General features: G+C 65.6%; 14 protein-coding genes and 1 pseudogene. 10 read left to right on the forward strand and 5 right to left on the reverse strand.

The genetic code is table 11. The features are described 5' to 3' along the window. The first annotated feature begins 44 nt into the window (after window positions 1–44). Window positions 45–2,411 (forward strand): CaiB/BaiF CoA transferase family protein, encoded by a 2,367-nt coding sequence (locus tag AU198_RS16765; protein WP_064349509.1) that lies wholly within the window; start codon window positions 45–47, stop codon window positions 2,409–2,411. A gap of 87 nt (window positions 2,412–2,498) precedes the next feature. Further along, window positions 2,499–2,644: pseudogene (locus AU198_RS27035) on the forward strand (IS30 family transposase); the annotation flags it as partial. A 490-nt stretch (window positions 2,645–3,134) separates the two neighbouring features. On the opposite strand, the gene AU198_RS16770 reads toward AU198_RS27035, so the two are convergent. Further along, window positions 3,135–3,545, reverse strand: a complete 411-nt coding sequence (locus tag AU198_RS16770) for a nuclear transport factor 2 family protein (RefSeq protein WP_064349376.1) — start codon at window positions 3,543–3,545, stop codon at window positions 3,135–3,137. A 174-nt stretch (window positions 3,546–3,719) separates the two neighbouring features. Here AU198_RS16770 and AU198_RS16775 point away from each other — a divergent pair, with 174 nt between their 5' ends. From AU198_RS16775 to fadD1, 7 genes are read left to right on the forward strand one after another with little or no spacing between them, the layout of a single operon-like run. Further along, entirely contained in the window at window positions 3,720–4,847 is a 1,128-nt protein-coding gene (locus AU198_RS16775; protein WP_064349378.1) for an acyl-CoA dehydrogenase family protein, read from the forward strand. Between the two features lie 4 nt (window positions 4,848–4,851). Then, window positions 4,852–5,871 carry an acyl-CoA dehydrogenase family protein gene (locus AU198_RS16780; RefSeq protein WP_064349380.1) on the forward strand — a complete coding sequence of 340 codons (1,020 nt, stop codon included), beginning with the start codon at window positions 4,852–4,854 and terminating at the stop codon, window positions 5,869–5,871. Next, window positions 5,868–6,380, forward strand: coding sequence for a MaoC family dehydratase (locus AU198_RS16785; protein WP_064349382.1), 513 nt, complete (start codon window positions 5,868–5,870; stop codon window positions 6,378–6,380). Before AU198_RS16780 ends, AU198_RS16785 begins: the two co-directional genes overlap by 4 nt. After that, window positions 6,377–6,829 carry a hotdog family protein gene (locus AU198_RS16790; protein ID WP_064349384.1) on the forward strand — a complete coding sequence of 151 codons (453 nt, stop codon included), beginning with the start codon at window positions 6,377–6,379 and terminating at the stop codon, window positions 6,827–6,829. Before AU198_RS16785 ends, AU198_RS16790 begins: the two co-directional genes overlap by 4 nt. Then, window positions 6,826–8,031, forward strand: coding sequence for a thiolase family protein (locus AU198_RS16795; RefSeq protein WP_064349386.1), 1,206 nt, complete (start codon window positions 6,826–6,828; stop codon window positions 8,029–8,031). Before AU198_RS16790 ends, AU198_RS16795 begins: the two co-directional genes overlap by 4 nt. Beyond that, complete coding sequence (locus AU198_RS16800) at window positions 8,028–8,468, forward strand: Zn-ribbon domain-containing OB-fold protein (RefSeq protein ID WP_502689297.1); 441 nt, start codon at window positions 8,028–8,030, stop codon at window positions 8,466–8,468. The genes AU198_RS16795 and AU198_RS16800 overlap by 4 nt, the downstream gene beginning before the upstream one ends. Then, entirely contained in the window at window positions 8,461–10,059 is a 1,599-nt protein-coding gene (fadD1, locus tag AU198_RS16805) for a fatty-acid--CoA ligase FadD1 (RefSeq protein ID WP_064349390.1), read from the forward strand. The genes AU198_RS16800 and fadD1 overlap by 8 nt, the downstream gene beginning before the upstream one ends. A 58-nt stretch (window positions 10,060–10,117) precedes the next feature. Here fadD1 and AU198_RS16810 read toward each other — a convergent pair whose 3' ends face one another. Both AU198_RS16810 and AU198_RS16815 read right to left on the reverse strand, forming a co-directional pair. Continuing rightward, window positions 10,118–11,356, reverse strand: coding sequence for a cytochrome P450 (locus AU198_RS16810; RefSeq protein WP_064349391.1), 1,239 nt, complete (start codon window positions 11,354–11,356; stop codon window positions 10,118–10,120). Continuing rightward, entirely contained in the window at window positions 11,356–13,617 is a 2,262-nt protein-coding gene (locus tag AU198_RS16815) for a molybdopterin-dependent oxidoreductase (protein ID WP_286141475.1), read from the reverse strand. The genes AU198_RS16810 and AU198_RS16815 overlap by 1 nt, the downstream gene beginning before the upstream one ends. Before the next feature lie 51 nt (window positions 13,618–13,668). Between AU198_RS16815 and AU198_RS16820 the strand changes: the two genes are divergently transcribed. Continuing rightward, entirely contained in the window at window positions 13,669–13,899 is a 231-nt protein-coding gene (locus AU198_RS16820; RefSeq protein WP_064349392.1) for a hypothetical protein, read from the forward strand. A gap of 172 nt (window positions 13,900–14,071) precedes the next feature. Here AU198_RS16820 and AU198_RS16825 read toward each other — a convergent pair whose 3' ends face one another. Next, window positions 14,072–14,545 (reverse strand): MaoC family dehydratase, encoded by a 474-nt coding sequence (locus AU198_RS16825; protein WP_064349393.1) that lies wholly within the window; start codon window positions 14,543–14,545, stop codon window positions 14,072–14,074. Continuing rightward, the gene (locus tag AU198_RS16830; RefSeq protein ID WP_064349394.1) at window positions 14,542–15,738 is read right to left on the reverse strand and encodes an amidohydrolase family protein; all 1,197 of its coding nucleotides are present in this window, start codon (window positions 15,736–15,738) and stop codon (window positions 14,542–14,544) included. The genes AU198_RS16825 and AU198_RS16830 overlap by 4 nt, the downstream gene beginning before the upstream one ends. Window positions 15,739–15,797 lie beyond the last annotated feature (59 nt).

Consider the following 15,797-nt stretch of genomic DNA (forward strand, 5'->3'; position numbering starts at 1 on the left):
ACGCTTGCGAGCGAACCATCGATCCGGGCGAAGCCCTGGCCGGACTGCGGGTCGTCGAACTGGGCAGCGATATCGCGGCACCGTACTGCACCAAGCTCCTGACCGACCTCGGCGCCGAGGTGTGCAAGATCGAGCCGCCGACGGGTGATCGGCTGCGCGCGTGGGGACCGTTCCGCGAGGGTTCGCAGGAGCACGGCGGGTTGTTCGAGTATCTCAACGCCGGAAAGCACGGTCTGACACTGGATTTGCGTACCGCCGCCGGCATTGAACAAGCCCACGAGTTGATCTCCGGGGCCGACCTACTGGTCGAGGATCTGCCCGCCGGGTCGGCCGAGCGATTCGACTGGGGACTCGATCGCGATTCACTGCAACGGATCAACAACGGCCTTGTCGTCGTAAGGATCTCGGACTACGGGCAGGAGGGTCCCCGGCGCGACCAGCCGTCGACGTCACTGACCTTGCAGGCGGCGTCCGGCTGGGTGAACCTCAGGGAGTTCGGCCGACCACCCGTGCAGGCCGGAGCGCGCATACCCGAGTACATCGCGGGAGGCTACGCGGCGCTCGCGGCGCTGACCGCCCTGCGCATCGCGGACGCTGAACCGGGCCGGCTCGTGGAGGCCGACGTCTCGGCGTTCGAGTCGTTATTATGCACGCTGCCCTACCCGATGCTGATGGCCGAGCGGCTGAAAAGCATGCGGCTTCCGACGAATTCGAAGGCCGCACCGATGCTGGGCATCGTCCGCGCCGCCGACGGCTGGATCGGCATCAACTGTCTGACCGGGCAGCACTGGCTGGATGTCTGCGCGATGATGGGGCTCCCCGAATTCGGCGAGCACCAGCTCGCGATCATGTTGGGCGGGCCCGAGCGCGATGAGTTTTTCGCGAAGGCGCAGCCCTGGCTGGACTCGATCTCCGTCGGCGACCTCGTCGAGCTGAGTCAGGCCATGCGGATTCCGGCCGCCCCCATCAACGACGGCTCGTCGATTGAGGACTGCCCGCAATACCGCGACCGCGGCTTCTTCGTCGACGGCGGGCCAGAGGATGCGCGGTTTCGACGGCCAGGGGCACCGTTTCGGTTGTCGAGGACGCCCGTGGGTGCGGAGCGGCCCGCGCCGACTCTGGGGTCGGCTGGCATCCCGCGGTGGGAGACGCCGGAGCAGCGCAAAGCCGGTGCCGGAGGCGATGCATCGCAACCGTTCGCCGGGCTGAAAGTCTTTGACCTCAGCACGTTCTGGGCCGGCGCGTATCTCACTTGCTATCTCGGAGCGTTCGGTGCCGACGTCGTCAAGGTCGAGTCGGTTCAGCGCCCCGATGGGCATCGGTATTCGGGTTCGCTGCTGCGCAACAGCGACGACTGGTATGAGATCGGACCGTTGTGGCAGGGTACGAACCTCAACAAGCGCGACATCACCCTCGACCTCGGTACCGAGGCCGGCCGGGATCTGGCATTGCGACTCGCGGCCGATGCCGATGTGGTGATCGAGAACTTCTCGCCGCGGGTGGTCGAACAATTCGGGTTGGACTACGACTCACTGGTGGAGATCAACCCGAGTGTGGTCATGGTTCGCATGCCCGGGTTCGGCCTCGAGGGTCCGTGGCGGGATTACGTCGGGTGGGCCCTGAACATAGAACAGCTGGCCGGGATGTCCGCGGTGACCGGTTACGCCGACGGTCCCCCGTGCAACCTTCAGGGTCCAGCCGACCCGATCGCGGGCGTTCATGCCACGGTGGCGCTCCTCGCAGCGCTCGAACACCGGCGCCGAACCGGTGAGGGCCAGCTGATCGAGGTGGCGCAGATCGAGGTCGGCGCGGCGGTGACGGCCGAACCCGTCATCGAGTATTCCTTGACGGGACGTGTGCGGCAACGCGAGGGCAACCGGCACCGCAGTTACGCACAAGGCGTCTATCCCGCTGCCGGAGAGGATGACTGGGTGGCGCTGTCGGTGCGCGACGACACCGACTGGGCGGCCGTGACCGACGCGATCGGCCGCCCTGAATTGCGCGACGACCCGAGATTCGCGTCGGCGGAGACACGGTTGCACCACCACGACGAGTTCGACGAGGTGATCGCGGAGGGTGCGGCCACGCGGCAGGCCGACGAGTTCGCCGAAGCGTTGCTCCAACGCGGCGTGCCGGCGCAGCGGCTGATGACCGCCGACCGGATGTACGACGTCGACCAACTCGAGGCGCGCGGGTTCTATGAAGACCTGGACCATCGGATCGCCGGTCGGCAGCGGTACCCCGGGTGGCCGTTTCGGATCACGCCGGGCCCGTCGCGCCACCACCGCACTCCGTCACCGACTCTCGGTCAACACAACGACGAGGTACTCGGCGCCCTGGGGTTGTCCGAGGACGAGATCGCGAAGCTTCGCGACAACCAGGTCATCGGCGAACGACTGCTGAACGCATAGCACGCACTGAGCACCTAGGAAAACCGCTGCGAAACTGGGCCCGCGGATTCACGGGTTGTTGCAACAGCCTCTAGCTGAGGGGTTGTGATGAGGGTGGCTCGGTATCCCTTTGTGGGTCGGCAGTTCTGGGATCAGGTCAGTGCGGGGGTGTCTGCTGAGGAGGCCGGGCAGCCGTCGGCGTGTCGCGGCGGACCGAATTGGGTTGGTTTGCTGACGCTGGCGGGGTGAAACCAACTTTCTGAGATGCGACTGCCCCGCGTTCGCGACCTCGTTTGAGTACAACGGGATTCGGCCCACTTCGACGCGCCCAATGAGTTTAGATTGGATCACCTAAATATGGAAGGGCACAACGTGTTTCGCAAAGGCGCCCACCTCTGTGTGGGAGCGGCACTGGCTCGCTTGAGGCCCGGATAGTGCTGCGGATGCTGCTGCACAACACCGAGCACATGGAACTCACACACGCCGGGCCTTGGATTCCGAACATCCTGGTGCGCCGTCGCGAGGATCTGCACCTCGAAGTCCGTTGAACGCGCTTGCGGTTGCCGACATCGAGACGACGTGCGGCCCACGCCAATCTGCCATCGCCGCTCCTGAAGTCTGTACTGCACGGCGCGGTGCGCCACCACATTTGCTTGCCGACCGCCATCAGCGAATTTCACCGACGATGCGCGCCGGGCAATTACTCGATTGCGGGCCGCGACGCTCTACGCCCACACTCCTGACCTAAGTAATCTCCATCAAGATGTGGGTCAGCACCAATTCTGCAATCTGCCAACCATGTTCGCTGCGCACCCAGCGGTCGTGGTAATGGCCGTAGGCAGTGAGCGAGGTCCCGTTCTCCCACACCACTCGCTCCTGGACGGCCCAGATGACCCGTGCTTCGTCGCCGTTGAGGTCGAACTCCGGGGAATGAACCTGATGAACGGTCTTCGCGTCGCCAACCGATGCCATAACGGCTTGCAGCGCCGCGTCGCGCCCGATGATCGGCGTCGCATCAGGGTTGCCATCCGTGAGATCGAAGATCAAGTCCTCGCTGAGAAGCGCAGCAAGTTCCGTCCAGTTCTTCGTATCCATATAACGGCAGTACCGCGCCTTAGCTTGTTCCAACTCAAAACAGGCCTGCAGATGGTTCATTACGCGTCCTCTCCGCCGCAGCAGCCAGCCGGACCCCGATGACCCCGGTGTGGACAGAGATTCACCGTAGCGGCAAGTGCTGCGGCCCGGAACTTCCCACCTGAACGCCGAGGTCGACCAGGTGCGCCGGCCGTTCGCCCGCCGAGTAGGCAGTTTCTCGATAGTGTCTCCTGCGTGGACTTCGAGCTCGACGACGCTCAGTGCGCGTGGGTCGCCGAAGTGCGGCACTTCCTCGACGAGAACGTCACCGCGGCACTACGCGCCGAGATGGCGGCGCACGGCCTCGAATATCGGGGCGGCGAGCTGACCGCGTTCCGCCGCAAGATCGGCGAAAAAGGCTGGTTCGGCCTCAACTGGCCGAAGGAATACGGCGGCCTCGGTCTTACCGCGATGCATCAGCACCTATTGATGACCGAATTCGAGTACGCGGGCGTACCCGGCCCAGATCTGACGGTCACCTCAATCGCGCCGATGATCATGCGACACGGCACCGAGCAGAACAAGAAGGAGTTTCTGCCCGGCATCGCGCGCGGCGAGATCGTTTTCGCGCTTGGGTACTCCGAGCCGGACGCCGGCACCGACCTGGCCAGCCTGCGCACCCGCGCGGTTCGTGACGGCGACGAGTGGGTGATCAACGGGTCCAAGATCTGGAACAGCGGCGCGCAGCGTTGCACCCACGAGTGGCTCTGCGTGCGGACCGATCCCGATGCTCCGCGGCATCGCGGCATCTCGGTCATCGCGGTGCCGGTCGACACTGCAGGCGTCGACATTCGGCCGCTGTACGCCTGGTCCGGGTACCGCACGAACGAGACCTTCTTCAACGACGTTCGCGTACCGGTGACCAATCTCATCGGTGAAGTCAACGCAGGCTGGACCTACATTACCGGCGCGCTCGACCTCGAACGCGGCGCGTTGACCAACGCGGGCGACCTGCGTCGCGCGCTCGACGACCTGATCGCGGCGGTGGGCGATCCGGACCCGTCGTTCCGTCGCCGCTTCGCCCAGGCCGAGGCAGACGTCGAGGTCGCCCGGCTGATGGGTTTGGAGGCGGCGTCGATGCTCGACAGCGGCCGTATTCCGTCGGTGGAGGTCAGTGTCGAGAAGATCTTCACATCCGAACTGCGCCAGCGCATCGCCGACCTTGCCATCGATGTACTCGGACCCGACGGCCTGCGCGTCGGCAACTTCTTCGAGCGGCTGTACCGCGTGTCGCCGCTGATGCGGTTCGGCGGCGGCACCAACGAAGTCCTGCGCGATGTGATCGCTCAGCGCGGTCACAAGATGCCGTCGTACGGTCGGTGACACAATGCGAGTGATTCCCTCTCAGGACGAGCGCGACCTGGCCGCGATGTCCCGCAGCGTGTTGGCTGCCGAAAGTGAACCCAAGTCGCAGTGGAAGGCGCTGACCGACGCTGGCGTGTTCGCGATGCCGCTCGACGGCGCCCTCACCGATATCGGCGTCTTCTGTGTCGAAGCCGGACGGGCGCTGTGCCCCAGGATCGTTCAAAACACGCTGTACTCAACGATTGCCCTCGACTCGTTCGGTGCGTGCTCCAACTGGTTGCCCCGGCTGACGTCCGGTGAGGCGCACGGCACCTGTGCATTGTTCGATCCGCGCGACGCCTCCGACGTGTCCCCGCGGCTGCACGCGTGGCGCGACGGTGACCGCTGGCTAGTGCGCGGGGTGGTCGATCACGTCGCGGATGCCGATGCCGCCGACGTGCTCGTCGCGTCCACCGACCTGGGTGTCGTCGCCGTCGACACCGCGGCCTCCGGGGTCAGCATAGAGCCGCTGGCGTTGATGGGTGGTTTTCCAGCGTCGACCGTCCGGCTCGACGAGGTTGCGGTCGACGAGCCGATGTCGACTGGTGACGACGAACTGCGCCGCGTAGCCAATATCGTTGTGGCACTGGACTGTTTGGATCTCGTCGGCATCGGCGAGGCGGTGATCGACCGCACCGTCGACTACACCAAGATGCGCGAACAGTTCGGCAAGCCGATCGCCGCCTTCCAAGCCGCGCAGCATCTCGTCGCCGACATGCACATCTCGCTGGCGGCGGCCAGGCTCGCCGCCCACTCGGCGGTGTTTCACCTCGGTAAGGGGCGCACCGCCACGCGCGAGACGGCGATTGCCCGTATTCGCGGGGCGGAGATCAAGAAGATCACCCTCGATGCGCATCAGCTGCACGGCGGGATGGGCTATGTCGTAGACACCGGCCTGCATCGGTTCTCGGAGCGGGCGCGGATCCTGTCGACGCTCGGCGGCGGAGCGGACATCGCTGCCAGATGGCTTGCCGCAGAGATGGGTTGGGAGGGAGTCCGATGACGAAAGGCGCCCGGGGCAGCCTCATCGACCCGGAGTCGGCCCAGAAGATCGGCCAGGTTGTTGCCGTCGTTACCGGCGAGGTGTACCGGCGGGACTGGCAGCGTTGGGCAGCCGCGGTCGGCGACCACAACCGGTTGTGGTTCGACCCCGACTACGCGCGAGGACACGGCTACCGCGACGTCATCTGCCCGCCGTTGTATCTGCAGTATTCGGTTCTGGGCGTGGCGGCGCTTTCGGACTTGCGGCCGGACGGGTCGTCGGGCGCGGTCACGGGCAGCATGGCGTTCCCTCGAGCGCCGCGACGGATGGCAGGCGGCGAGACCACGACATTTTACCTGCCCGCGTATCACGGCGACGAGATCGAGATGACCCGCACCGTGGAATCCATCATAGAAAAGGAGGGCAGGTCAGGCACATTCGTGCTAGTGACCTGGCGCGCCGACTACCGCAACCAATGCGGTGAGCTGTTGGCGGAAGCCACCACATCGATGATCGCCAGGCCGGCATGACAAAACAGGTGTCCTTCGAGGACGTTGGCGCGGGTGACGCGATGCCGGCGCTGACGATGACGGTCGACGAGACGCAGATGTTTTTCTTCAGCGCCGCCACCTACAACGGCCACCGCATCCACTACGACAAGCAGTGGGCGCGCGATCGCGAGGGTTACGACAATGTGCTGGTGCAGGGCCCACTGCAGGCGGCGCTGCTGTCGCGGGCGCTGACCGACTGGATCGGCGGCGACGGACGGTTGGTCGCGTTCTCGGTGCAGAACCGGGCGATAGCCTACCCGGGTCAGGAGTTGACGTTTGGCGGCGTCGTCACGGCGACCCGGGCGGCGGACGTAAGCAGCGGTGTACTACATGGGCTCGTCGACCTCGACATCTTTTGCAGGCGCGGCGAGGACGTCTTGATGCCGGGCACCGCGACCGTCGCGCTGCCGGTGCGAGGTGTGCAGTGACGGGCCTGCGCGGCGAGGCGGCCATCGTCGGCATCGCTGAACTGCCCGCCGAGAAACGCCAGAGCGCGCCTCCGTCGTTCACGCTCGACCAGTACGCGCGGCTGGCGAAGATGGTCATCGAGGACGCCGGCGTGAAACCCAATGTCGTCAATGGGCTTTCGACGCATGGAATCTCCGAGTCGACCATGTTCGCACCGGCGACGCTGTCGGAGTATCTCGGTCTGCCGCTGGATTTCGGCGATCGCGTCGATCTTGGCGGGGCGACGGCGGCGGGCATGGTGTGGCGTGCCGCCGCAGCCATCGAACTGGGCCAGTGCGAGGCGGTGCTCGTCGTGATCCCGGGCTCCACGGAGATTCCGCGATCGGACGCGAAGCCCGGCCGAAGCCTCAGCTGGTTCGGGGCGTCAAGCAACGATTACGGGTCGCCGCAGGCCGAATTCGAGATTCCGTACGGCAACGTCGGCCAGAACGGGCCCTACGCGCAGATCGCGCAGCGCTATGCATACGAATTCGGCTACGACGCCGCAGCTTTGGCGCGGATCGCCGTGCAGCAGCGCGAGAACGCGTGCGCCCATCCCGGCGCGGTGTTCCATGGCAAGCCGATCACCGTCGATGACGTGCTGAACAGCCCGGTGATCGCAGATCCCATCCACATGCTCGAGACCGTAATGCGGGTGCAGGGCGGCGCCGGGGTGCTGGTCGCCGACGCCGAGTTGGCACGGCAAGGCCGTCATCGCCCAGTCTGGATCAAGGGTTTCGGCGAGCATATTCGGTTCAAGACGCCCACCTACGCCGACGATCTCATCCGCACTCCCATCGCACGCGCTGCCGATCGGGCGTTCGCGATGGCGGGCTTGCAGAGGTCCGACGTCGACATGGCGTCGATCTACGACTGCTACACGATCACTGTGCTGATGACGCTGGAGGACGCGGGCTTCTGCGGCAAGGGCGAGGGCATGAAATGGCTGACCGAACATGACCTGACCTTCCGTGGTGATTTCCCGATCAACACCGCGGGCGGCCAGTTGTCGTACGGGCAGGCCGGGATGGCGGGTGGCATGCATCATGTGGTCGACGCCGCGCGTCAGGTGATGGGCCGGTCCGGGGAGGCGCAGGTCGTCGATTGCGACACCGCGTTCGTCACCGGCAATGGGGGCATCATGAGCGAGCAGGTCGCAGTGATCCTGGGAGGTGATCGATGAGCGCCGGCGCGAGGAGTCAGTCACCCGATATGACGATGCCGCTACCCGATCCGACGCCCGTATCGCAGCCATTCTGGGATGCGTTGCACCAGCACAGGATTGTCATCCAGTACTCGCCGTCGAACCAGCGGTACGTCTTCTATCCGCGCACTCTGGCGCCGGGAACGCTTGCCGACGACCTGGAGTGGCGTGAGATCGATGGTGCAGGAACCCTTTACACGTACACCGTCGCGCGCAGGCCGACAGGGCCGCCGTGGGCCGACAAACAGCCGCAACTGCTGGCTGTCGTCGAATGGGATGTGGGACCGAGGGTGAGCACGGAACTCGTCGACATCGAACCCCACGACATCCGCATCGGCATGCGCGTCGTGCCGGTCTTCGTCGACGTGCCCGACGCAGGCATCACACTGCTCCGGTACAGGCCCGCGGATGTTTGAGACCGTGCAGCAGTTGCTGCGCTCCCGCATGGAGGACGACGACGTCGCGATAAGACACGGCGATCGTAGCTGGACGTGGCGCGAGCATCTCGCAGAAGCGTCGGCGGAGGCGTCTGCGCTCCTTGCGTGTGCCGACCCGACGCGCCCGGTGCACGTCGGCGCGCTGCTCGGCAACACGCCTGAGATGCTGCGGTCGATGGCGGCGGCTGCGCTGGGCGGATATGTGCTGTGTGGAATCAACACGACACGACGCGGTGACGGGTTGGCCGCTGACATCCGGCGGTCCGATTGCCAGATCGTGCTGGCCGACGCCGAGCACCTGCCGCTGCTCGCGGACCTCGACCTCGGCGGCGCGACGGTCATCGACGTCGACGGGTCCAGGTACCGTGACGCGGTCGATACGTCGAAACCCCTTGTCCCGAAACGAGAAGTCGAGGGGATGGACCCCGTCGTGATGCTGTTCACCTCGGGCACCAGCGGTGATCCGAAGGCGGTGCGATTCGCACACGCAATGGCGGTGATGTGCGGTGCAAGCTTGGCCGAGCGGTTCGAGTTGACGGCCGATGACGTCTGCTATTTGTCGATGCCGCTGTTCCACTCGAACGGCGTCGCGGCGGGCTGGGCGGTCGCGCTGGCATGCGGCGCGACAATGGTGCCCGCGAAATTCTCGCCGTCGCGCTTCCTTGCTGACGTTCGAAAGTACGGCGCGACGTACATGAACTACGTCGGCAAGCCACTGGCGCTGATCCTCGGTACGCCGGAAAAGCCGGACGACGCCGACAACACGCTGCGGGCGGCGTTCGGCAACGAAGCCAGCGAACGCGACACGGACGAGTTCGCAAGGCGATTCGGTTGTCGAGTCGTCGACAGCTTCGGTTCCAGCGAGTTCGCCGTCGTCGTGATGCGTGAGGACGGCTGCCCGTCCGGATCTATCGGCAAGGGTTACCCGGGGGTTAGTGTATATCGCGCGGACACGGTGACCGAATGTGCGCCAGCGGTTTTCGACGCGAACGGCGCGCTGGCCAACTTCGACGAGGCGGTCGGCGAGCTCGTCAACACCTACGGTGTCGGCGGCTTCACCGGCTACTACAACGATCCGGTGGCCACCGAGGAGCGGATGCGGCACGGCATGTACTGGTCAGGCGATCTGGCCTACCGCGATGATGAAGGCTGGATCTACCTGGCCGGTCGCACCGCGGACTGGATGCGGGTCGACGGCGAGAATCTCGCGGCTGCACCGATCGAGCGGATCCTGCAAAGGTTGCCTGAGGTCAACCACGTCGCGGTCTATGCCGTGCCCGACGAGCGTGTCGGTGACCAGGTGATGGCGGCAATCGTCCTCAACGATGGAGCGTCGTTGTCGCCCAGTCGGTTCGAGAAATTCCTGGCCGCACAGCCGGACCTGTCGCCGAAGGCGTGGCCACGATATGTGCGGATCAACGACGTCCTACCGCAGACGGCGACGAACAAAGTCCTCAAGCGGGCGCTGATCCAGGAGGGCGTCTCGGCCGGCGACGGTGTGCTCTGGACTCGCGAAGCCCGGGGCCGGGCATACTCGGCGGTTCCAGAGCATCCATATCCGGACGAATAAGTCACCGTGGCTTGGGGACCTCGCAAACAAGCACCTCCTGGGCGACCGCCCGCGCGGCTCACCGATAGTCGACCTGCCAGTGCTTGATGCCGTTGATCATGCTGTGTCGTAACCGCTCTGGCGCAGCGACGGGCGTGAGGTCCGGGATGTGGTCGGCGATCGCGTTGAACATCAGGTCGATGGTCATCCGAGCGAGGTTGGCGCCGACGCAGTAGTGCGCGCCCGTGCCGCCGAACCCCACATGCGGATTTGGTGACCGCATGATGTCGAAGCTGTACGGGTCGTCGAACACGTCCTCGTCGAAATTGGCCGACCGGTAGAAGAGCACCAGCCGCTGGCCTTTCTTGATCGTCACGCCGCTTAGTTCGGTGTCGACCAGCGCGGTGCGCTGGAACGCGGTGATCGGCGAAGCCCATCGGATGATCTCGTCGGCAGCGGTTTTCGGCCGCTGCGCCTTGAACAGCTCCCACTGCTCGGGGAATTCGGTGAACGCCATCATGCCTTGGGTGATCGAGTTGCGAGTCGTCTCGTTGCCCGCCACCGTCAGCGTCACGACGAACATGCCGAACTCGGCCTCGGTCAGATTGCCGTCGGCCTCGGAGTCGATGAGCGTGCTGACGATATCTCGACCTTCGAAGCCGGGCTCCTGCTTCTTGCGCGCCGCCAGTTGCATGGCATACCAGATCAGTTCGGCCGTCGACTCGAGCGGGTTGTAGTCGGCGAATTCGGGATCGTCGTCGCCGCCGATCATCTGGTTCGTCCAGTCGAACAGCTTGCCCCTGTCCTCGAGCGGAACACCGAGCAGCTCGGCGATCGCCTGCAGGGGCAGCTCGGCGGCGACCTGCCGGACGAAGTCGCCGGAGCCTTGCGAGGCGGCCTCGGCGGCGATGCGTTGTGCGCGGTCGTTTAGCTCCGCGCGCAACCGTTCGATCGCTCGCGGCGTGAACCCGCGCGAGATGATCTTGCGCAGCCGGGTGTGCTCCGGGTCGTCCATCATGATCAGCGACAGCGCGCCCGCCTCGATCTGACCGCCGCCGCCCGTCACCTTGTAGCGCGGCACGACCGATTTCTTCGCCGACGAGAACACGTCGCTGCGCAGCGACACCTCGCGCACGTCGCGATGCTTGCTCACGACCCAGAAGCCACCGTCACCGAACCCGCCCACCTCGGGTGGCTGCTCATTCCACCAGATCGGTTCGGCCCGTCGGACCTCGGCGAACTCCTCCATCGGCAGACGCGTCGCGTAGATCTCGGGATCGGTGAAGTCGAAGCCGGGCGGCAGATTTGGAGCGGCCATCACTGATCTCCTCGGGCGCGACGAACATGGCACGGCACACCGTTGACCACCTGAGTATTACTGGGCACATCGATCAGATGGGCCGGGTTGAGAAGATTGGAGTTGACGCCTGGGTGGTCGTTGGCGACGCGGAGATTTGTGCCGTCGAGGCCGTGACCCCAGCCGTGCGGCAGCGACACCACTCCGGGCATCATCTCATCGGACACCTCGGCCAACACCGTCACCGTGCCCTCGGATGTCGACACCTGCGCGACGTCGCGCGACCGCAGGCCGACGCGCGCGGCATCGTCGGGATGGATGAGCAGCGTGCAGCGGTCCTTTCCGCGCATCAGCGCCGGCACGTTGTGCATCCACGAGTTGTTCGAGCGCAGATGTCGACGGCTCGTCAGAACCAGCTCGTCGGCGCCGCGATACAGCCGCGCGCGCAGCCGCGGCACGTCGCCGACGATCTGAGGGTGCACCAATTCGACCGTGCCGGAAGGGGTGCAGAGCACCTCATCAAGCCTGCCGCCCTCGAGCTCGCCGAGCCGCAGGCCGTGGGGATGCCGCTTCAGCTCATCGAGCGTCAGCCCGCCTGGGCGCGCACCGAGATCGTCGCCCCATGGGCCGAGCCTAATTCCGAGATCCACCAGCCGTTCTGGGCCGATTCCCTTCAGCGCGGCGGTCGCTTCCTGCGCGTCACGGCCGGACAGCGGGTTGTGCGGCGTCAAGCACGCGGTGGCCACCAGGCCCGCCACGTAAAGGTCGTCCATCGCGGCCACATCCACGTCAGGCATCGGCGTGCCGACCATCGCGCCCGCGAGGCGCAGCAGGATCTCCCACTCCGAAGGCCGATCGGGCTCGGGCGCGAACACCGGCTCCGACCACTTGAGGCATGACGAGATCGCGTAGATCCAGTAGAGGCCGTCGGCGTGCGGCCGCTCGAGTGGCGACAGTCCGGGCAGGATGACATGGGCGTGGCGAGTGGTCTCGTTGAGCCAGCTGTCGACGGCGATCATCGCGTCAAGGCGCGGCAGCGCCGCGTCGAGCCGCCGCGCTCCCGGCGCCGACACGACAGGGTTGCCCGCCACGGTGATCAGCCCGCGCAACCGGCCCTCGCCCGGGGTGTCGATCTCTTCGGCAAGGCAACTGATCGGGTACTGGCTGAACACCTCCGGTGCCCCCCGCACGCGACTGCGGAAGCGGCCGAACTGCCAGCCGTCACCGTCCTGGTCGGGCGGCTTCATGAACATCGGCGACCACGTCGCGGGCTTGGGGAAGACGGCGCCACCGCGAATGTCCAGCGAGCCGAGCGCGATGTTGACCACGAACACGAGCCAGGTAGAAAGCGTGCCGAACTCCTGCGTGCATGCGCCGATGCGGCTGTAGAGGACCGGACGTTCGGCGTGGGCGAGGTCGGATGCGAGTCGACGAATCGTCGGTGCGTCGATGCCACAGGTCGTGGCGACGGCTTCCGGCGAGAATTCGCCGGCCATCGCGATGACCTCGTCGAGACCGGTGATGCGGCCATTCAGATGCGCGGGTCGACGAACCCAGCCGCGCTCGGCGAACGTGTGCAGGATGGCGAACAGTAGTAGCGCGTCAGTGCCCGGCCTGATCGGTATCCATTGCGAGGCGCGGTGCGCCGTCGGGGTGCGCCGCGGGTCGACCACGGTGACGGTTCCACCGCGGCGGCGAATTGCCGCGAGCCGGCCCATCAGATCGGGCGCCGACAGCATCGAGCCCTGCGACGCAGAGGGATTCGCGCCGAGGATCATCAGATGGTCGGTGTGGTCGACGTCCGGAATCGGCGCGTTCCACATATGACCGAACAGCAGCGCGCTGACGAGGTTGAGCGGCCACTGGTCGACGGTGCCCGGGGAGTAATAGGTTGGCATGCCCGCCGCCTGCGCCATGCCGATCAGCGCGCCGATGTGAGTGCTCAGCCCGAGATTGTGGGCGACGGGGTTGCCAACATAGACCGTGACGGCGGAGACGCCGTGGCGGTCGAGTACCGGTCGCAGTACCCGCTCGACTTCGGCGTAGGCATCGTCCCACGAGACGGCTGCGTGACCGGTGCGCGTCCGCACCATGGGTTGCCGAAGGCGGTCTGGATCGGTGTGCAGATGCGCCAGCGACGTGCCCTTCGGGCAGAGGTGGCCCCGCGACCAGACATCATCGCGATCACCGCGGATGTCGGTGACCCGATCGCCGTCGATGGACACCTGCAACCCGCACATCGCCTCGCACAGCGGACACGTCACCGAGGCAATTCTGGACACGTGTCCAGATTAGGGACCGCGCGGCGAGGGCGGTGCATTACCGTGCAATCCATGGACGACGGCGTGCAGCAACTGATGCGTGCCATGGACGCCGAGTTCCCCGACGTAGAGACGATGTCGGCCCCGCAAGCGTGGAAGATCCTGGCAGGTCGACGGCCTCCGGTCCCAAACCTCGACTACGTGACGGCCGCCGACGATCGCCTGATCCCCGGTCAAAACGTTGATGTGTCCGTACGTGTGTATCGCCCGCACGGAGTCGCGGTGTTCGCCCCGCGGTGGTGAAGGCATGTTGTCATTGACGTACACACGGCGGCGCGGCCGCGCAACGATCCGCAATTAAGCGGCAAGAAGATCGGCGTGATCGGCACGGGTTCGCCGGGCATCCAGGTGACGCCGATTCTCGCCGAGCAGGCCGAGTCGCTCCTCGTATTTCAGCGCTCATCGAACTACCTGCTCAGTCGACCATCGCAGCGATGGTGTCGACGACGCAGGCCGGCCGTTCGGAGCCCTCGACCTCGACGGTGACCCGCACAGTCGCCCTCGCGCCGTTCTCGGTGCGGTCCACCTTGATCAACTCCGCGCCCGCGCGGATGCGCGAGTCGACGGGAACGAGCGCCGGAAACCGTAGTTTGTCCACGCCGTAATTCACCTGCATCGACAAGCCGGTCACCTTGTAGATCTGTTGCACGAGAATGGGAACCAGCGACAGCGTGAGATAGCCATGAGCAATGGTCTTGCCGTAGGGCCCGTTCGCCGCCTTCTCGGCGTCCACGTGGATCCACTGGTGGTCACCCGTCGCCTCGGCGAACAGATCGATCTCCCTCTGGGTGACCTGCCGCCATGCGCTGTACCCCAGATGCTCGCCCACGTGCTCTTCGAAAGCAGCGATCCCGTCGTATTCCGTCGGCGACGCGGTCGTCTGCGTCATGCCGGGACCTTTTGGAGGCCCAGTTGCTCGATGGCGTTGCCACCCATGATCTTTGCCTTCGTGGTCTCCGACAACCCCTCCAGCCGGTCAACGAAGCTCAGCGGATCGCCGATACCCTCGGGGTGCGGGAAGTCCGAGCCGAACATCACATGGTCCTCGCCCATGATTTCGATGATTCCCTTGATGTCGTCCTCGAGGAACGGGTGGATGTAGACGTTGCGCTTGAACACCTCGACGGGATGCTCGTCGAATTCCTTCGGCATCGTCCGGTACGCCTTGTCCAGCAGCCGCAGCAGGTTTCGCACCCAGCCGCTGCCGTTCTCTACCACGAGTACCTTCAGGTCGGGGAAGCGCGAGAGCGCACCGTGGCAGATCAGGGCGGCCAGGGTGTCCTCCATCGCTCGGAAGCCCATCACCACCTCGCGCAGCGCGCTGGGCGTGAACGACAGGTATTCGTCGCCGCCCTCCCATTCCATGAGGTGCTTTTGGTAGCCGCTGTCTGCTGCGTGGAAGGTCACGGGGATGCCGGCGTCGACGACCTCCTGCCAGAACGGGTCGAACTCCGGCAGGCCCATCGAGCGCGAGCCCCCGAACCGGCTCGGCACCGGGGCAGGCCGCACGAGGAACGTCTTCATGCCGCGCTCGAGGCACCAGCGGAACTCCTTGATGGCCTCGTCGACCAGCGGCAGGCAGATCACCGGCGTGGCGAAGATCCGGTCCCGATAGTTGAACGTCCAGTGTTCGTGCATCCACTCGTTGAGGGCGTGGATGATCGCATGGGTCAGGACGACGTCGTCGGTGGTGCGTTCCTCGATGAGGCTGGCCAGCGTGGGGTACATGACGCACTGGTCGATGCCGAGTTCGTCCATCAGCTCCAGCCGGGGTGCGGGCGCCTGGAACGCTGGGATGACATCCATTGGCTCCCCGACGAACTGGCGGAAGTTCAGCCCTTCGGGGTTGTTGCCGAGGAAGTAGTCTTCAGCGCTGCCCGGGCGAGCGACGCGTTCGAACGTGGGGTTGGGGATCATATGGCTGATGTGGTCCTTGACGACCAACTTCGGCCGCCCGTTGACCTCGACGTAGCCGACCTTGCCGCGGTGCTGCTTCGGCAGATACTTGGTGAGCGCGTCGGTCGTCTCGTACATGTGGTTGTCGATGTCGAAGACCGGGTACGGCAGGGACCGGGGTGACATGTGGCCGACCTCCTAAGAGCAGCGGATATGATCATTTACGGCTGGTGAGAACGACGTTA

It is taken from the genome of Mycobacterium sp. GA-1199 (assembly GCF_001500045.1).
Taxonomy (GTDB): domain Bacteria; phylum Actinomycetota; class Actinomycetes; order Mycobacteriales; family Mycobacteriaceae; genus Mycobacterium.

Bases quoted from the DNA above. Each gene is read 5' to 3' on its own strand.
- AU198_RS16770 (WP_064349376.1), bottom strand. From the start codon at position 3,545: ATGAACCATCTGCAGGCCTGTTTTGAGTTGGAACAAGCTAAGGCGCGG.
- AU198_RS16780 (WP_064349380.1), top strand. From the start codon at position 4,852: ATGCGAGTGATTCCCTCTCAGGACGAGCGCGACCTGGCCGCGATGTCC.
- AU198_RS16785 (WP_064349382.1), top strand. From the start codon at position 5,868: ATGACGAAAGGCGCCCGGGGCAGCCTCATCGACCCGGAGTCGGCCCAG.
- AU198_RS16790 (WP_064349384.1), top strand. From the start codon at position 6,377: ATGACAAAACAGGTGTCCTTCGAGGACGTTGGCGCGGGTGACGCGATG.
- AU198_RS16800 (WP_502689297.1), top strand. From the start codon at position 8,028: ATGAGCGCCGGCGCGAGGAGTCAGTCACCCGATATGACGATGCCGCTA.
- fadD1 (WP_064349390.1), top strand. From the start codon at position 8,461: ATGTTTGAGACCGTGCAGCAGTTGCTGCGCTCCCGCATGGAGGACGAC.
- AU198_RS16810 (WP_064349391.1), bottom strand. From the start codon at position 11,356: ATGGCCGCTCCAAATCTGCCGCCCGGCTTCGACTTCACCGATCCCGAG.
- AU198_RS16820 (WP_064349392.1), top strand. From the start codon at position 13,669: ATGGACGACGGCGTGCAGCAACTGATGCGTGCCATGGACGCCGAGTTC.
- AU198_RS16825 (WP_064349393.1), bottom strand. From the start codon at position 14,545: ATGACGCAGACGACCGCGTCGCCGACGGAATACGACGGGATCGCTGCT.
- AU198_RS16830 (WP_064349394.1), bottom strand. From the start codon at position 15,738: ATGTCACCCCGGTCCCTGCCGTACCCGGTCTTCGACATCGACAACCAC.